General features: G+C 41.3%; 18 protein-coding genes and 1 pseudogene. 8 read left to right on the top strand and 11 right to left on the bottom strand.

From position 1 onward, the window contains the following. Positions 1-191: 191 nt before the first annotated feature. On the bottom strand, positions 192-554 hold the full coding sequence (locus B3Q46_RS06690) for a hypothetical protein (RefSeq protein WP_286714024.1): 363 nt from the start codon (positions 552-554) through the stop codon (positions 192-194). Between the two features lie 466 nt (positions 555-1,020). Here B3Q46_RS06690 and B3Q46_RS06695 point away from each other — a divergent pair. Continuing rightward, a pseudogene (locus tag B3Q46_RS06695) lies at positions 1,021-1,230 on the top strand (transposase family protein); the annotation flags it as partial. A 39-nt stretch (positions 1,231-1,269) separates the two neighbouring features. Next, positions 1,270-1,647, top strand: a complete 378-nt coding sequence (locus B3Q46_RS06700) for a transposase (RefSeq protein WP_286714032.1) — start codon at positions 1,270-1,272, stop codon at positions 1,645-1,647. 104 nt (positions 1,648-1,751) lie between these two features. On the opposite strand, the gene B3Q46_RS06705 is transcribed toward B3Q46_RS06700, so the two are convergent. Next, on the bottom strand, positions 1,752-1,982 hold the full coding sequence (locus B3Q46_RS06705; protein WP_034702487.1) for a hypothetical protein: 231 nt from the start codon (positions 1,980-1,982) through the stop codon (positions 1,752-1,754). Between the two features lie 258 nt (positions 1,983-2,240). Between B3Q46_RS06705 and B3Q46_RS06710 the strand changes: the two genes are divergently transcribed. Both B3Q46_RS06710 and B3Q46_RS06715 read left to right on the top strand, forming a co-directional pair. After that, a complete protein-coding gene (locus B3Q46_RS06710) occupies positions 2,241-2,714 on the top strand; it encodes a CinA family protein (RefSeq protein ID WP_034702490.1) in 474 nt (157 codons plus the stop codon). Positions 2,715-2,821: 107 nt separating this feature from the next. Beyond that, the gene (locus tag B3Q46_RS06715) at positions 2,822-3,436 is read left to right on the top strand and encodes an aminotransferase (protein ID WP_286714033.1); all 615 of its coding nucleotides are present in this window, start codon (positions 2,822-2,824) and stop codon (positions 3,434-3,436) included. 74 nt (positions 3,437-3,510) lie between these two features. On the opposite strand, the gene prpC is transcribed toward B3Q46_RS06715, so the two are convergent. Continuing rightward, positions 3,511-4,650, bottom strand: a complete 1,140-nt coding sequence (prpC, locus tag B3Q46_RS06720; RefSeq protein ID WP_005235399.1) for a bifunctional 2-methylcitrate synthase/citrate synthase — start codon at positions 4,648-4,650, stop codon at positions 3,511-3,513. Between the two features lie 4 nt (positions 4,651-4,654). Beyond that, positions 4,655-5,539, bottom strand: a complete 885-nt coding sequence (gene prpB / locus B3Q46_RS06725) for a methylisocitrate lyase (RefSeq protein WP_004785998.1) — start codon at positions 5,537-5,539, stop codon at positions 4,655-4,657. Positions 5,540-5,768: 229 nt separating this feature from the next. On the opposite strand from prpB, the gene B3Q46_RS06730 reads away from it, so the two are divergent. The 3 genes from B3Q46_RS06730 to B3Q46_RS06740 all read left to right on the top strand — a co-directional run bounded on the left by B3Q46_RS06730 (position 5,769) and on the right by B3Q46_RS06740 (position 8,031). Further along, a complete protein-coding gene (locus B3Q46_RS06730; RefSeq protein ID WP_286714025.1) occupies positions 5,769-6,419 on the top strand; it encodes a TetR/AcrR family transcriptional regulator in 651 nt (216 codons plus the stop codon). 113 nt (positions 6,420-6,532) lie between these two features. After that, positions 6,533-7,453 carry an ornithine carbamoyltransferase gene (gene argF / locus B3Q46_RS06735; RefSeq protein ID WP_004786004.1) on the top strand — a complete coding sequence of 307 codons (921 nt, stop codon included), beginning with the start codon at positions 6,533-6,535 and terminating at the stop codon, positions 7,451-7,453. 104 nt (positions 7,454-7,557) lie between these two features. Then, the gene (locus B3Q46_RS06740; protein WP_284879932.1) at positions 7,558-8,031 is read left to right on the top strand and encodes a hypothetical protein; all 474 of its coding nucleotides are present in this window, start codon (positions 7,558-7,560) and stop codon (positions 8,029-8,031) included. A 74-nt stretch (positions 8,032-8,105) separates the two neighbouring features. Here the strand turns inward: B3Q46_RS06740 and B3Q46_RS06745 are convergent, their stop codons facing one another. From B3Q46_RS06745 to rpiA, 7 genes are all read right to left on the bottom strand, one after another. After that, the gene (locus B3Q46_RS06745; RefSeq protein WP_175967520.1) at positions 8,106-8,459 is read right to left on the bottom strand and encodes a YnfA family protein; all 354 of its coding nucleotides are present in this window, start codon (positions 8,457-8,459) and stop codon (positions 8,106-8,108) included. 107 nt (positions 8,460-8,566) lie between these two features. Next, positions 8,567-10,843, bottom strand: coding sequence for an ATP-dependent Clp protease ATP-binding subunit ClpA (clpA, locus tag B3Q46_RS06750; RefSeq protein ID WP_286714026.1), 2,277 nt, complete (start codon positions 10,841-10,843; stop codon positions 8,567-8,569). Positions 10,844-10,852: 9 nt separating this feature from the next. Beyond that, a complete protein-coding gene (gene clpS / locus B3Q46_RS06755; RefSeq protein WP_034170359.1) occupies positions 10,853-11,266 on the bottom strand; it encodes an ATP-dependent Clp protease adapter ClpS in 414 nt (137 codons plus the stop codon). A gap of 18 nt (positions 11,267-11,284) precedes the next feature. Then, positions 11,285-12,031 (bottom strand): DUF6776 family protein, encoded by a 747-nt coding sequence (locus B3Q46_RS06760; protein ID WP_175967514.1) that lies wholly within the window; start codon positions 12,029-12,031, stop codon positions 11,285-11,287. A gap of 76 nt (positions 12,032-12,107) precedes the next feature. Then, positions 12,108-13,163, bottom strand: a complete 1,056-nt coding sequence (gene argC / locus B3Q46_RS06765; RefSeq protein WP_180104380.1) for an N-acetyl-gamma-glutamyl-phosphate reductase — start codon at positions 13,161-13,163, stop codon at positions 12,108-12,110. A 198-nt stretch (positions 13,164-13,361) separates the two neighbouring features. After that, the gene (locus B3Q46_RS06770) at positions 13,362-14,042 is read right to left on the bottom strand and encodes a M48 family metallopeptidase (protein ID WP_286714027.1); all 681 of its coding nucleotides are present in this window, start codon (positions 14,040-14,042) and stop codon (positions 13,362-13,364) included. A 144-nt stretch (positions 14,043-14,186) separates the two neighbouring features. Then, on the bottom strand, positions 14,187-14,858 hold the full coding sequence (rpiA, locus tag B3Q46_RS06775) for a ribose-5-phosphate isomerase RpiA (protein WP_159122734.1): 672 nt from the start codon (positions 14,856-14,858) through the stop codon (positions 14,187-14,189). A 104-nt stretch (positions 14,859-14,962) separates the two neighbouring features. Here rpiA and ilvA point away from each other — a divergent pair, with 104 nt between their 5' ends. After that, positions 14,963-16,501 carry a threonine ammonia-lyase, biosynthetic gene (gene ilvA / locus B3Q46_RS06780; RefSeq protein ID WP_286714028.1) on the top strand — a complete coding sequence of 513 codons (1,539 nt, stop codon included), beginning with the start codon at positions 14,963-14,965 and terminating at the stop codon, positions 16,499-16,501. Positions 16,502-16,563 lie beyond the last annotated feature (62 nt).

Consider the following 16,563-nt stretch of genomic DNA (forward strand, 5'->3'; position numbering starts at 1 on the left):
ACTTTCGCAAGAGATCTATTGGTAACCCGGGTTTCGGAATAAAAAATCTGATGATTTATCTATGAAAAGTGAAGAGTAAATGAAGGTTGAGACTTTACCTGTTTTATTGAACTCATCATCTAACGATATAAATGGTTGTACGAAAGTATTAATGGGAATTAGAGTTAATATACAAATTTTTCATAATTTACCTATTTTGCTTTTTGAATTTTATCAATATAAAAATCAATATCTTTTTCTTCGTAGCCTAAAAGATGCCCAATTTCTCGTTCTAAATCAAAATTTATTTTTTTGATATTTAATTGTTTATTAATTAAGTCTAATAATCTATAAGCATTATCTTTTTCATTAGGTATATAAAAAATATATACATCAATCTCTAAGTCTTTCAGTCTAGATTTAATCTTACTAGAAATTAAATTTATCTCACCATTGTCACAAGGTTCTCTGAATTCTTCTGGAAAAAAATCAAATAATGCAATTTTTTTTTGATTTACTCTCATTAACTCAAGTTCTATTTCTTCGTGTGGTCCAATTTTAGGATTGCTAGTCATATATTTGTCTCTAGAATAAAAGATAGGGATAAGATTTAAACTCCTATCTTTGTTAAATTACTATTGTAGCTTAATGTAACAATACTGACAGTAATTTGGTGAGTAGATACCACCATGTCTGCCACTATATTCCGCACACACATATGGTCCAGTTACACCGCCTTGAGTTTCTTTCATATCACTTTCTGACATTAGATCTCTTTCATAAATCAAAAAACGATCAATATTTTGCTTATTATTTGTACTAAACAATTTTAAATAATCATGCATAATCTGCGAATGAAATATACCGATTCAAAGAAGCGTTCTGAAACACAGTTCAAGCGATATATAGGCATCTCATGGTTAACCTTTGAATTTAATGGTTGAACAACTTAAAATGCATATCCCTGCTAAAGGCAGACCGTCCAAATTAAGTATAGAAGATCAAATCCTTCTGTGTTTAAGTTACTAGCGTGAATATCGAACATTGTTCCATGTTGCAATAAGTTATGGTGTGTCAGAGCCAACTGCTTCAAGAATTGTCCGTCATGTAGAGGACTGCCTGATCCAGTCTAATTTATTTAATTTACTAAAGAATTTGCCTGAAGGTGAAGGCATAGACTGGAATGTTGTGATTGTAGATGCCACAGAAATTCCAATACAAAGACCTAAAAAAACAGAAGAAAAGCTATAGTGGCAAGAAGAAGGTACATACTTTCAAAGTACAGGCATCATTCATTATAGAACTCAGCAAATTCTGAGTTTATGCACTAGTCGTGGTGCTGTACATGATTTTGAACTCTTTAAAAGGAACTTGAATCAAATTCCCTTCGAGGCATTTGTCCTTGCAGACAAGAGTTATCAAAGGATTTATGCAGTATATTCAAATAGCCTATTGCCTCTAAAAGCAAAGAAGCATTGCAAACTAGATCCCGAACTAAAGATTTGTAATCAGGAAATCAATAAAAGAAAAATTGGCATTGAGCATGTATTTGGCAGTTTGAAAACTTTCAAAATCCTTGCAGAACGTTATAGAAACAGAGGGAAAAGACTTGGTTTGAGATTCAATTTAATCGCTAGAATATACAATTTAGAACTGTGTAAAAAATGATTTATGAAAGAAGCCTATTATTAAATTTTTTATTAAATCTAATCAAATTTTATTTTAACAATCTTTATCCAATAAATAAGCCTCTTATTTTAAGAGGCTTATTTTTAGATTGCGACCACTTTTACAATAATGGTTTGGCTTTCTTCCTGCTCTTCGGCCAGATATAAACGCTTTAATTCTTTGCTTTTGACTTTAAACTTTAAATTCTGGTAATGAATGATGCTTGGGATCTGATCAAAATATTGACCATCTGCCTCAATTTCTTCCTGAAATAAAGGAGTACCCAGTTGATAATCTAGACTTTTTAATACGGAATACTTCACTGTGGTTTTCATTCTTACAACCTACTTTCCTTACGCACTTTATTTTTATTTTTACCACTGATCAGAGCAAGTTAAAACCATTAATTTCAAATATTGACCAAGCATTAAACAATCAGTTCAACAACTGCTAAACTTACATTTGGAATACTAAAATTACAAAAATATTTTACCTTTCATCATAATAAAGAAATAATCTCACAGTTGATACAAAAGCAAAATGGGACTACATTGGAATAAAGATTACCTTCTAACTAAGACAAAATAGACATTATGATTAAAACATGTTGTGGCCTGCTGGAACAAAGAAACATCAAGATTGCTTTTATCGAAAGTGCAAGTTCTGGTTATTTAACCAGTCAGTTCTCAATTTGCAAAAATGAAGGTGCTGAAATCTTGTTGGGTGGTCTGGTATGCTATGACCCGTCAGTGAAGATCAATGTTTTGGGAATTTCTCCGAATCTGATTAGTACGCATTCAGCTGAATCCATGCCAGTAACGGTTGCTCTGGCTGAGGCAGGCAAAAAAATGTTTCAGGAGGCGGACTGGATTATTGCTTGTACAGGCTTGCTTAAACCAGGCGGTAGCGCGACACCTGATAAACCGGAAGGTACTTTCTTCGCTGCTGTTTATGATGGTCTTCAGACTCACCAGTTCCAGTATTATATTAAAGGCACACCACAGGAACGTCTCAATAAACTGGCAGCCGTCATTGCACATGACATGATTAATCTACTCAACACCTAAAGCCAAAACTGTTTATATGAATGCTGATCAAACTTCATTATTTCTACTGTATTTATAGTTAAATTATTTCTATAAAAGCACGTTTTTTTAATGAGGCCTGATCAGTGATGAAAATAAGAATTGCAGCCCTTTTGCTCGCCCTTGGCATTCCTGTATCCGCTTTCGCCACTGTCGGTGGCCCACAGAATATTGAAGTTTTGGGTTATGAAGTCAAAGACCAGAAACTTTATCTGTTGCGGCATTATCTCGATGGTCGCGGACGCCTACCTCAACTGTATTATTATCATTTTAAATCCAAAACCCCGAATCAGCTAATTCAGGTAAATTCCCTGTATATCAATCCGAAAACCAAGCAGATTGACTATGATCAGGACAGCCGTAAGTTTGAACAGGAAATTGCCAAAATTAAAAAGCGTCTGATTCCGTTAGTACCTCTGCAAAAGCAAAATATCCAGCTCAAGCTATTAAAGACCAGCAAAGGTACTGCCCCTGCATGGCATGACCCTAAACAGAAAGTTCCAAAATGGACTTATCAATATCGAGTGCAATCTGGCCAGTATAAAAGTCCTGTTCAGCAAGCAGTCAGCTATAAAGCAGATTTAAGATTAAGCCAAGCTTACAAAGTACCGAAACAGAATAAAATACTGGTGACAGTAAAATACTTAGGCATCCCATTTGAAACCGGTTATCACATTGAAGATCCGGCATTATTAAGTCGCTAAACCAATTTCAATAAACGATCAGCAAAAAATAAGGCCTCATAGAGACCTTATTTTTTATTTAGAATATTTCTGGCTTACGCAGCAGAAGTGCGCTCAGCAATTGGAACCACTTTACGCAATTCTGGACCAGTATAATCCGCGCTTGGACGGATAATCCGGTTATCTGCACGTTGTTCCATCACATGCGCTGCCCAACCTGTGACACGTGACATCACAAAGATTGGCGTAAACAGTTTGGTTGGAATACCCATGAAGTGATAAGCAGAAGCATGGAAAAAGTCTGCGTTACAGAACAGTTTTTTCTCGCGCCACATCACTTCTTCACAACGCACTGAAACTGGATACAGTACAGTATCGCCCACGTCTTTTGCCAGTTTCTCTGACCACTGCTTGATAATGCCATTACGCGGATCATTGTCCTTATAAATCGCATGACCAAAGCCCATGATTTTTTCTTTACGCTCCAGCATGCCCAGCATTTCGCGCTCGGCTTCTTCTGGAGATTTCCAGTTTTCAATCATGTCCATTGCCGCTTCGTTGGCACCGCCGTGTAATGGACCCCGTAGTGAACCAATTGCGCCGGTAATACATGAATGCAGGTCAGACAAAGTTGATGCACAAACACGCGCTGTGAAGGTTGAAGCATTAAATTCATGCTCTGCATACAGAATCAGGGATACATTCATCACCTGTTCATGCAGCTGATTTGGCTTCTTGCCATGTAGCAAATGAAGGAACTGAGCACCGATTGAATCATCATCGGTATTTTCATCAATGCGTACGCCGTCATGGCTATAGCGATACCAATAGCAGATAATTGCTGGCAACGTCGCCAGAATACGGTCTGCAACATCCTGTTGCTGATCAAAAGACTGTTCAGTTTCAAGGTTGCCCAGCATCGATACGCCAGTACGCATCACATCCATTGGATGTGAGTCCGCTGGAATGCGCTCAAGTACTTCTTTCAATGCTTGTGGCAGTACACGCAAAGATTTCAGTTTTGCTTTATAGGCTGCCAACTGTTCTGAAGTTGGTAATTCACCAAAGAAAATCAGGTAAGCGACTTCTTCAAACTGACAGTTTTCTGCCAGATCCTGTACGTCATAGCCGCGATAGGTCAGGCCTGCACCACTTTTGCCTACTGTTGAAAGTGCAGTTTTGCCTGCGACTTGTCCGCGCAATCCTGCGCCAGTGAGTACTTTTCCTTCAGCCATTGTTTTAATTCTCCTGCTTGAACAGTTTATCTAATGTGTTTTCGAAGCTGTGATAATCTAAAAATTCGTATAATTCTTTACGCGGTTGCATTTTATCCAGAACATGCACCTGTGTACCATTTTCACGCACTGAGCGCATCACTTCCAGTGCCGCTTTTTGCATCGCACGGGTGGCTGATAGCGGGTAAAGTACCATGCGAATACCCTGCTCAGCCAGTTCTTCAGTGGTGTAATATGGGGTATCACCAAATTCGGTAATATTGGCCAATACTGGGACACCAACTGCATCACATACGGTGCGATACATCGTAATATCCGTCATTGCCTCAGCAAAAATGGCATCTGCACCTGCTTCGACACAGGCACAAGCACGGTCAATCACTGCCTGCAGACCTTCTTTCTGTAATGCATCGGTACGTGCCATCACCACAAAGTTTGAATCGGTTTTAGCATCGACTGCCGCCTTGATCCGGTCAACCATTTCCTGTTGGGTCACAATTTCCTTATTCGGACGATGACCACAACGCTTTTGCGCAACCTGGTCTTCGATATGCACAGCTGCAGCGCCAGCAGCAATCATCTGCTTGATGCTGCGCGCGATATTAAATGCACCGCCCCAGCCTGTATCAATATCAACCAGTAATGGTGTATCTACACGTTCAGTAATGCGACGCACATCTTCCAGAACATTATCCAGGCTGGTCATGCCTAGATCGGGTAGACCATAAGAATAGTTTGCAACACCGGCACCAGAGAGATAAATGGCTTTATAACCGACCTGTTTGGCCATCATGGCAGCATAGGCATTCACTGTGCCCATAATTTGTAATGGCTTTTCGACTTCAAGCGCTTGTCTAAACTTTAAACCTGCAGACATTTGTTCTGTCATCTTCCCTTCCACAGTCTTGGCTATAATTATTGAGATTTGAGTATACCGATTTGGAACCATGATGCTACAAGCCAATAGAATAAAAACTCTAAAACTTTAGTCAAACTTTTAAGTTTTACTTGACTCATTGAATAAATTCCGTCTTCATCCGGTCCGATTGTGAAATCTGCGGATATATTTGTTATGATGAACTACCAAGTTTATATAACCTGTTGATATACCATCCTCTATGCAAAACCTTGTTCATCTGGAACCACTCGCCAAAGATCTGCCACAAACCAAACGTGGTCATGAGCGCTGCGTTGCGCTGCTGGTCTCTGCGACCGAACTGTTTCTGGAACATGGTTATGATGCAGTTTCTCTAGATGATATTGTCCAGCATGCAGGCGGTTCCAAGGCTTCTATTTACAAGTACTTTGGCAACAAAGAAGGCTTGTTTAAGGCCATTTGCGATTATCGTCGTATCAAGTTTTTTGAAGATATCAGTATTCCGATCGAGCTGATGGCTCTGGATTTTCGTAGTTATCTGGTACATACGCTGCTTAATTTTTACCATCAGATCATGCAACCGGAAAATTCAGCCTTTATGCGTCTGGTGCTGGAACAGAGTCAGCGTAATCCGGAACTCGCGCAGCATATTCATGAACGAGGCCCAGTACATGTACAAAGTGCGATTGCCACGGCTTTAGAACAAGCAGATGCGCAAGGTTTATTGCATTGCGAGAATCCGCAATATTCGGCCCAGTTATATTTTGGCATCTTGCGTAATCTGGAATGGCGGATTCTGATGGGAATTCCGGTAAAGGAAGATGATCAGGAAATCGACAAATACATCAGTTATTGTGTGGATCGATTTTTAGACGGTCATCAAAAAGTCTAGTTTTTTTGCATTTTTCATTGCTTATAGTATATTAGCCGATTCCGTATTTTTTCTTAAACTAACCAACAACTGATTGTTGATCGAGTTTTTCGGCAATTATTGTGGAGTAACGAATGGCTCTCCGTCACTTTCTCACCTTACGCGATTTATCAACTTTAGAACTTAACCAGATTTTGCAACGCGCAATTGAGCTTAAGCGCAAACAGCATAACAATGAAGTGTTCCAACCATTTGTTGGTAAAGTGATGGGCATGATTTTTGAAAAATCGAGTACCCGTACGCGTGTTTCGTTTGAAGCTGGCATGAGCCAATTTGGTGGTAGCGCAATTTTCCTGTCTTCACGCGATACCCAACTGGGTCGCGGTGAGCCAATTGAAGATTCTGCACGTGTGATTTCCAGCATGCTGGATATTGTGATGATCCGCACTTTCGGTCACGATATCGTAGAACGTTTTGCTTCTTATTCAAAAGTTCCAGTGATCAACGCTTTGACTGATGATCATCACCCTTGCCAGTTACTTGCTGACATGCAGACTTATCTGGAACATCGCGGTTCGATCGAAGGTAAAACTGTTGCCTGGATCGGCGATGGCAATAATATGTGTAACTCTTATATCGAAGCAGCGCACATGTGGGGCTTCAAGCTAAAAGTTGCAGCACCGAAAGGCTATGAGCCTCAAGAACAGTTCCTATCTGAATTCGCACACTGTGTAGAACTGGTCGATACTGCTGAAGATGCAGCAGTCAATGCTGACCTGATCGTCACTGACGTTTGGGCAAGTATGGGCCAGGAAGAAGAACAGAAAATCCGTGAAAAAGCTTTTGCGGACTATCAGGTGAATGAACGCCTAATGGATCTTGCACACCCAGACTGCTTGTTCATGCATTGCTTACCTGCGCATCGTGGTGAAGAAATTTCTGAAAATATGCTGGACCACAAAAATGCTGTGGTTTGGGATGAAGCAGAAAACCGCCTTCATGCACAAAAAGCACTGGTTGAATTTCTGTTGAATGAAAACCTGAAAAAAGACTGATTTCTTCAAAAATCTTCACAAATTAAGCACCAATCTCTGGTGCTTTTTTTGTTTCAGCTCTTATAATCAGAATTGAAACGACATAAAAAGTGTGATGCGATACAATGCAAAAAAAATATTGGGCTTTGGCACTCCTGGCAGGTTTTAGTAGTGCTGCTTTACCGGTGTATGCTTCTGAATTCGACCAATATCTCCAAGGAAAAGGCATTCTGGACAGCAAGTTTAAAATTGAGAAAAAAGCTGAATTGAACGAACTGCTTGCCGTGCTGAGTGCGGAAGATTCCAAGACTTTGCCGCTACAGATCGATCAGAATACGATCATAGAGCAGTTACAACTTACTGCCAATAAAACCACACTTAAAGGCATGATCACGACACCCGACTTTAGTCAGTTTGAGAAGGACCTAGGCCGTAAAGAAGTCCTTAAGGTGATTCGTAATAATCTTTTAAATAACTGCCAGATCTTTTTTGAACATCGCTATCAGATCGCCAATCCTTATAAAATCGAACTTAGTCTCAGTTCCCAAACGCATACTTATAATGTAGATCTCTCCCAGAAAGACTGTAATGTAAAATAATCTTGTCTAAAATCAATAAAGGCAGCTTTAGCTGCCTTTTGATAAATTCTATTTTGGTAAATATAAACAGACGGTCAACGGATCAAACCTTGTGGCTGTAAAATAATAATTAATGCACCTAGAATGACCACGATTCCCCCAAGCAGATCCCAACGTGAAAGGCTGATCTGATCAACGAATCTCAGCCACATCAATGCTGAGAAAATATAAATTCCCCCATAGGCGGCATAAATACGCCCAGAAGCGGCTGGATGCAAAGTCAAAAGCCAGACAAAAGCAGCTAAAGCTAATGCCGTCGGAACCCATAACCACTGGCTCTTCGCCTGATTTAAAATCAGGTAAGGAAAATAACAGCCCAAAATTTCCATCAATGCTGTTAATAAAAATAGAAAAAACGTAGTTAAAAGCTTGCTAATCTGGATATCCATATATTTCGCTAAATCAGAAACTCTTTAAACCAAGAGTACATAAATTAAGGGCAAATAAAACAACAAAACCCGTGCGAACACGGGTCTGATGATGATCTATTCAATGATTAAGCTGGTTCAGCAGTCTGATCTTCGAAGACTTCAAGTTTCAGACCGACAGATTTACCATTTTCTTTCTTCACAGAAACTGAAACGTTACCACCATTTTCGGCCAGTTCACCAAACAGAATCATTTCAGCCAGTGGTTTTTTCAGATGTTCCTGAATCAGACGTTGCATCGGTCGAGCACCCATCAAGCGATCATAGCCATTTTCAGCCATCCACTCACGTGCGCTTTGATCCACCTCCAGCACTACTTTCTTCTCATCCAGTTGTGCCTGAAGTTCAGTCAGGAATTTATCCACGACATTTTCAATAATGGTATTCGGCAATGCCTTAAACTGAATCACGCCGTCCAGACGGTTACGGAATTCTGGCGAGAAGGCTTTCTTCATCGCTTCCTGATTGTCATTACTATTGTCCTGCTCCATGAAACCAATGCTGACACGGGAAATACTTTCCGCACCAATATTAGTCGTTAGAACCAGTACCACATTACGGAAATCGGACTTACGACCATTATTATCCGTTAATGAACCATGATCCATGATTTGTAATAACAGGTTGAATACATCTGGATGCGCTTTTTCAATCTCATCTAGAAGTAATACACAATGCGGATTTTTGTGAATCGCATCGGTCAGTAAACCGCCTTGGTCAAAACCGACATAACCTGGAGGCGCACCAATCAGACGAGAGACTGCGTGACGCTCCATGTATTCCGACATATCGAAACGTACCAGCTCTACACCCAGAATTTTCGCCAATTGCTTGGTGACTTCAGTTTTACCCACACCGGTAGGACCAGCGAAGACAAAACTACCGACTGGCTTATCAGGCGATTTCAAACCTGCACGAGACAGTTTGATCGCAGAAGCTAAAGCTTCAATTGCTTCATCCTGGCCGAAGACCACACGTTTCAGATCACGCTCAAGGTTTTCCAGCACAGACTTGTCATCTGTAGAAACCGTTTTCGGTGGAATACGGGCAATCTTGGACACAATGTCTTCGATGTTTTCAACCGTAATCAGGCTGTCATCTTGCTCAGCTTTCAAACGGCGTTGTGCACCGGCTTCATCAATCACGTCAATTGCTTTATCTGGCAAAAAACGGTCATTAATAAATTTCGCTGACAGCTCAACCGCAGAAACCAGTGCCTGATCATCATAATGTACATGGTGAAAATCTTCAAATTTAGATTTCAGGCCACGCAAGATATCAATCGTTTCTGTAATCGAAGGCTCATTCACATCTATTTTTTGGAACCGACGTGACAAGGCATGATCTTTTTCAAAGACCTGACGGTATTCCTGGAATGTGGTTGAACCGATGCAACGCAATGAACCATTTGCCAATGCAGGCTTGATTAGATTCGATGCATCCATGGTACTGCCCATGCTTGAACCTGCACCGATGATCATATGAATTTCATCAATGAACAGCACTGCATCCGGTTTTTTCTTCAAAGCATTTAACAGTTGTTTTAAACGCTTTTCGAAATCACCCCGGTATTTAGTTCCTGCCACCAGTGCACCGATGTCTAGGCTATAGATTTCAGCATTTTCTAGCGGTTTTGGTGCCTTACCGTTAACGATTAACCAGGCCAGACCTTCAGCAATCGACGTTTTACCCACACCTGGATCACCAACAAGTAAGGGATTATTTTTACGACGGCGGCAAAGAATTTGCGCTGCACGCTCAATTTCTTTTTCACGGCCAATCAATGGATCTGTCTTGCCGCGTTGAGCTTCCTGATTCAGGTTTGTCGTATATAACTCTAGTGGGCCAGAATTATTGGAAGAAGCTGATTCACCGTCCAGTTCTTCGATTTCTTCTTCAGACTGTACTTCGTCTTTACGCGTACCATGAGAAAGATACTGGGTTAAAGTCAGACGGTTAATCTGATGACGTTTAAGCAGATAAACTGCAAAAGAATCACGCTCAGAATACATCGCAACCAGAATATCGGCGCCTTCTACAGTACGATCACCGCCACTGGATTGAACATGGAAAATTGCACGTTGCAAAATCCGGTCAAAACTTTCTGTAGGATGAGGTGCCTGATCACTATTTTCACCGAGTTTAGGGGTATGTTGTTCTACGTACTCTTCTAATTCTTTACGCAAAACGATAATATCTGCACCACATGCTTTTAAGGCATTCACGGCAGAATCATTGTCGAGTAAAGCTAATAATAAATGTTCTACGGTCAGGAACTCATGTCTCTTTTGACGAGCCATGCTGACAGCCAAACGTAGTGATACTTCTAATTGACGACTGAGCATGCAACCCCCTTAATCTTTCGGCTCAATCTGGCAAAGTAAAGGATGACCTTGAGATCGAGCGTAATTATTGACTTGGTTCGCTTTGGTTTCCGCAATGTCTCGAGGATAGACCCCAGCTACACCTTTTCCTTCATAATGTACAGTTAGCATCACTTGTGTAGCTTGGTCAAGATTCATTGCAAAGTATTGTTGTAAAATTTCAATTACAAACTCCATTGGAGTATAGTCGTCATTCAATAACACCACTGCATACATCGGTGGGCGCTTCAGTTCAGGAGGTGCAGTCTGGACTGCAAGATCAGCGTCATCATCGTGAAAAGGCTCGTCTGTTAAACGCGGGCTAATATGCCAATCAACCATGCCGGACTCGTAAAAAGAATTTTTGATCTCACTTAAACATTTTGGACGTTTATTGCTTGGCATACGATTTCTATTTCACACTTAATTTGCATTTGCTTCAGTTTTTGGAATCTCTGACAGGACTGTTGACTGGCTTTCAACAGCTTTCCCCTGATCCCAGCTAAAACGGCGAATCACAGGCTTAGCCCCTGAGAGACGCACTTCAATAAATTCTGGTTTAAAACCTTTAGGCATGGTCCAGCGACCAGTCAAACGTTCGTAATTGTCAAAATTAAAGTTTTTATCTTCAAGCGGCACGACCAGAATTTCAGTACCCTTAATCAAACGTAGCTCCACTGTACCAGAGGCGCGATTTTTGCCCGGGCTGACCTGAATCAGATCAATCTGGTATTCGAAGGCATTATCAGGCAAGGCTTTAATCCCCAGATGTTGAACTGTCAGCGCCAGACCACCGCGTTGACGCAAAATCTCACGATAGATCGTACCAACACTTTCAGCCTGCTCTTGAGCATCACGCGCCTTATTTGCAGCCAGATAAAGATCATTAGCATTGCTAACGGCCAGATCACGTTCCTGTACCGCTGTATTCAGAGATTTATTCAGTGTTTCCAGACTGGTTTTCTGTTTTTGTACTACTTCAACCAATTGTTCTGCATCCGCCTCAAAGCCCACCGCAGTCAAACCTTGCCGATGCCCGACCGTATAGCCCAGCAAGCCACTACCCAGAATCAACACAGCAGCACCGATTACCAAAGGTGTATTGCCTTTCATCAATGGTTTCTTTGTAGATGGTTCCTGGATCGTCATGTTTGACTCATTATTCGGCATTTTGATCTCTGTATACTTTGTTCAAGACACACATTTAAATCCAAATCTAAATGTGTGTGAAGTTCTAATACGTTTTTTATGGTAATAAACCAATATTATTCAAGCCTGCATTTTCTGCAAAGCCGAACATCAGGTTCATGTTCTGTACTGCCTGACCAGCTGCACCTTTGACCAGATTGTCCTGAGCCACCAGAATCACCAGTTTGGCTGGTTGTGGCTTATACAGTGCGATACGCAACTGGTTGGCACCGCGTACCGAACGGGTTTCTGGCGAACTGCCTGCTGGCATCACATCAACAAACTGTTCATTGGCATAGAACTGCTCGTACAGTGACTGCAAGTCAGCTGCCTGGCCTGCTTCAGTCAAGTCGATATAAATCGTTGATAACATTCCACGAATCATGGGCACCAGATGCGGCACAAACAGGATATGGTCAAACACGCCTTTTTGACCTGAAATGTTTTCTAATGCTTCTACGATTTCAGGATGGTGACGGTGGCCCGCAACGCCATAAGCCTTAAAGTTATCAGCATTTTCAGAATAGATCATGCCCAGGCTGGCTTTACGACCTGCACCTGATACACCTGATTTTGCATCGATAATAATACTTTCTGGTTTTACCAAGGCCTCACTTGATTTTAATACTGGTGCCAGACCAAGCTGAACCGTCGTTGGATAACAGCCCGGATTACCAATCACACTCGCCTGTTTGATCTGGTCACGGTTAAGTTCAGACAGACCATAAACAGAATCTTTTAACACTTCTGGGCAAGCATGTTCCATGCCATACCATTTTTCGAACTGTGCCAGATTTTGCAAACGGAAATCAGCTGCAAGGTCAATTACCTTGGTATTGGCTGCGACAAGTTCTTCAGCATGTTTCATGGCAACCCCATGTGGTGTCGCGAAAAATACCACATCACATGCTTTTAAAAGATCAAGGCTGAGGTCAGAAAACTGAAGATCCGTATGTCCACGCAGACTCGGGAACATGTCATCGACACGGCGGCCTGCTTCAGTACGTGATGTCAGTGCTTTAACCTCTACATTCGGATGTCGCAGTAATAGACGTAAAAGTTCAACGCCTGTATAACCTGTACCACCCACAATACCCACTGAAATCACGATGATTACCTCAAACTAGATGTTTCCTTTATGGGCTGTAGTATGACAGGAACTTGAGGTTTTCTAAACTGTTTCACTAGGGATTGATGGTTTTTTATTTACCCTTTTATTTTGAGTGTTTTTAAAAACTTTGAGAGAATTATGTCTATTGCTTAGGCTATTTGAAAGTGAATAAATACTATCCGAGTTCCTCTAAAGATATTCTTAAGCTGTCCACCAATATGGTATTACGGTATTTTTCAGAATTTTGCGGTGAGTTAAATAGTTTGGATCATGCTTTGCCACTTCCGCCCAGAAACGAGGACTATGGTCAAAATGCCGGGTATGGGCCAGTTCATGCACACATAAATAACGCACGATATTTTCAGGAAACAGAATGATGCCGCTATTTAGCATGATGTCATGTTTGGCAGAACAACTGCCCCATCGTGTTTTCGGTTGGCGAACATTACAAATGTTAAATGATAATCCTGTTTCTTGGCTTACTTTGTTCAGATAAACAGGCAACTGTTCTTTGGCATAAGAAATAATAAAAGCTTTTAAATATCCTTCAGGATTTCGATCACTAATCGACAACTGTAATATTTCAGCATCAAAAAGGAAGTTCTGCTTCTGACTTTGATAAACAATCTGAATGGGTGAAGTCTGATTAAAAAGCTGCAATTCTGCTGGTAAAGATCTATCAATACTTTGATTTTTTTCCTGCTGCAATTTCCATGTTTTCAGTAGCCAGCTTTCCGCTTGGTCAATAAAATTCTGAATCTGTTTTTTGCTACAAAATACAGGTGCGGTTAAACGGATTTGATCACCCTCTACACGCAGTCTGAGACGTGTTGAGCGAACATTTCGGGTGATTTGGATTTCGGGCAGGTCGTTTAGGGTCATTTTTTATATTTAATCGTTATTTTACTAATCCCCCTCGATCCCCCTTTAATAAAGGGGGAAGTTCAAACTTATAGAAGTTTCGAGGAGCTTTATCAAATTAAAGACTTTTCCCTCCTTTGAAAAAGGAGGGTCAGGGAGGATTTCTTAAATCGCTGTACGCTCTTCAATACCATTATTGGTCGCAACAATCGCAATATCCGCTTTATTGATCGCGAAAATACCGTTACATACGACGCCTGGAATGTCATTAATCGTTTTTTCCAGCTCAAGCGCATTCAGAATATTCAGGTTATGCACATCCAAAATAACATTTCCATTATCAGTCACTACACCTTCACGGTAAGCAGGATCACCACCTAATGCCACCAACTTACGTGCGACTGCTGAACGTGCCATTGGAATCACTTCAACAGGTAATGGGAAATCACGACCCAACTGCTCTACCCATTTCGAATCATCGACGATACATACGAATTTTTTCGCAATCGACGCCACGATTTTTTCACGTGTAAGCGCAGCACCACCTCCTTTAATCATGTGCATATGACGGTCAATTTCATCAGCACCATCGACATAGGCATCTAAACCGCCCACGCTATTCATATCAACCACTTCAATGCCTAATTTTTTCAGACGCTGTGCAGTCGCTTCAGAACTTGCAACAGCAGCTTCCAATTGCAGTTCTGGTAAAAGGTCAATTAAAAAGTTAACGGTACTACCTGTACCTACGCCTAAAATGCCCCCTTTTGGTAAGTGTTTTAAAGCCGCTTTGGCTGCAGCTTGTTTTTTCTCATCTTGGGTTGCATATAGACTCATGACATCACTCAACTAATTTGGACTTTTGCAGTAATTTTAAACCGCAAAGCCGTGTGGTTTGTTACAATAGAGTCTTATTTTAAACTGTTAGATGGAAAATTAACATGCTGTCTCGTTTGGTTCGACAAATTTTACAAGCAACGGTCTACGATGTTGCAATCGAAACCCCACTCGAAGCAGCGCCACGAATTAGCGAACGCTTAAATAATAATATTCGCTTTAAACGTGAAGATTTACAACCGGTCTTTTCATTCAAACTACGCGGTGCCTATAACCGTATTAGTCAATTACCGAAATCACAACTCGAACGTGGCGTTATCACAGCTTCAGCAGGCAACCATGCACAAGGCGTGGCACTCTCAGGGAAAAAGCTGGGTATTCGCGCGATTATTGTGATGCCTAAAACCACACCGGATATCAAGGTACAGGCGGTTAAACGTCTCGGTGGAGAAGTGGTTTTGCATGGTGATTCATTTGATGTCGCCAACAAGTATGCGATTCAACGTGCCCAAGAAGATGGCATGACCTTCATTCCGCCTTATGATGATGAACTGGTGATGGCCGGTCAAGGCACCATTGCCAATGAAATTTTGCGTCAATGGCGTGATGTGGAATATGTCTTCGTTGCTGTTGGTGGTGGTGGCCTGATTGCCGGTGTTGCAGCGTATTTAGGTGATGTCGCACCGCATGTGAAAGTCATTCCGGTGGAATACGATGAGTCTGCCTGTTTAAAAGCTGCTTTAGAAGCCAATGAGCGTGTGATTCTTCCATCTGTAGGTTTATTTGCTGATGGTACAGCCGTAGCCCAAATTGGTGAAAAACCATTTGATGTGATCCGTTTACAAAAATCAGATAACTCTGGCCCGCTCGTAGAACCAGAAGTCGTACTGGTCAATACCGATGAAGTCTGTGCAGCAATTAAAGATACCTATGACGAATGCCGTAGTATTGTAGAACCATCTGGTGCAATGGCGTTGGCAGGGATTAAAAAATATGTCGCTGAACACGGCATTCAAGGCAAAAATATCGTTTCCATTGTTTGCGGTGCTAACATGAACTTCGACCGTCTGCGCTATATTGCCGAACGTACAGAACTCGGCGAACGCAAAGAAGCTATCTTTGCCGTAACTATTCCAGAAGAAAAAGGTTCATTCCTGAAATTCTGCCGTGCACTACAAGGCCGTAATATCACAGAGTTTAACTACCGTTCAAGTGATGCTTCTGCAGCTCAGGTCTTTGTCGGTATCAGCCTGAAAAATGGTGAAAAAGAACGTCAGGAAATCTATGAAAACCTGAAATTCGACTACGATGTTGATGATCTGTCTGATGATGAAGTTGCAAAATTGCATATCCGTTACCTGATTGGCGGTCATGCTGATATTGAAAATGAACGTCTGTTCCGTGTGGAATTCCCGGAACGTCCAGGTGCCCTGCTAATGTTCCTAGAACGTCTTGGCCCAACGCATAACATCACCCTGTTCCATTACCGTAACCACGGCGCTGCAGAAGGTCGCGTACTGGTCGGCTTGGAAGCGGAAGATGCAAAACAGAATCCAGACGGTTTGATCGAAACTCTGGAGAGTATCACTTATCCATATGAAGAAATCACCAATAACCTGGGTTATCAGCGTTTCTTGAAATAATCAGTTTAATATAAACCGCCTTTCGAGGCGGTTTTTTTATGTCCAGCTAAAAAAATGTGTGA

This window comes from Acinetobacter sp. UBA2581, from assembly GCF_002339435.1.
Taxonomy (GTDB): Bacteria; Pseudomonadota; Gammaproteobacteria; order Pseudomonadales; family Moraxellaceae; genus Acinetobacter; species Acinetobacter variabilis.

Coding starts and splice junctions, on each gene's coding strand:
- clpA (WP_286714026.1), bottom strand. CDS start 10,843: ATGCTCAGTCGTCAATTAGAAGTATCACTACGTTTGGCTGTCAGCATG.
- argF (WP_004786004.1), top strand. CDS start 6,533: ATGGCTCTCCGTCACTTTCTCACCTTACGCGATTTATCAACTTTAGAA.
- clpS (WP_034170359.1), bottom strand. CDS start 11,266: ATGCCAAGCAATAAACGTCCAAAATGTTTAAGTGAGATCAAAAATTCT.
- B3Q46_RS06730 (WP_286714025.1), top strand. CDS start 5,769: ATGCAAAACCTTGTTCATCTGGAACCACTCGCCAAAGATCTGCCACAA.
- ilvA (WP_286714028.1), top strand. CDS start 14,963: ATGCTGTCTCGTTTGGTTCGACAAATTTTACAAGCAACGGTCTACGAT.
- B3Q46_RS06715 (WP_286714033.1), top strand. CDS start 2,822: ATGAAAATAAGAATTGCAGCCCTTTTGCTCGCCCTTGGCATTCCTGTA.
- B3Q46_RS06705 (WP_034702487.1), bottom strand. CDS start 1,982: ATGAAAACCACAGTGAAGTATTCCGTATTAAAAAGTCTAGATTATCAA.
- B3Q46_RS06760 (WP_175967514.1), bottom strand. CDS start 12,031: ATGCCGAATAATGAGTCAAACATGACGATCCAGGAACCATCTACAAAG.
- prpC (WP_005235399.1), bottom strand. CDS start 4,650: ATGGCTGAAGGAAAAGTACTCACTGGCGCAGGATTGCGCGGACAAGTC.
- B3Q46_RS06740 (WP_284879932.1), top strand. CDS start 7,558: ATGCAAAAAAAATATTGGGCTTTGGCACTCCTGGCAGGTTTTAGTAGT.
- B3Q46_RS06745 (WP_175967520.1), bottom strand. CDS start 8,459: ATGGATATCCAGATTAGCAAGCTTTTAACTACGTTTTTTCTATTTTTA.
- B3Q46_RS06770 (WP_286714027.1), bottom strand. CDS start 14,042: ATGACCCTAAACGACCTGCCCGAAATCCAAATCACCCGAAATGTTCGC.
- B3Q46_RS06710 (WP_034702490.1), top strand. CDS start 2,241: ATGATTAAAACATGTTGTGGCCTGCTGGAACAAAGAAACATCAAGATT.
- rpiA (WP_159122734.1), bottom strand. CDS start 14,858: ATGAGTCTATATGCAACCCAAGATGAGAAAAAACAAGCTGCAGCCAAA.
- prpB (WP_004785998.1), bottom strand. CDS start 5,539: ATGACAGAACAAATGTCTGCAGGTTTAAAGTTTAGACAAGCGCTTGAA.
- B3Q46_RS06690 (WP_286714024.1), bottom strand. CDS start 554: ATGACTAGCAATCCTAAAATTGGACCACACGAAGAAATAGAACTTGAG.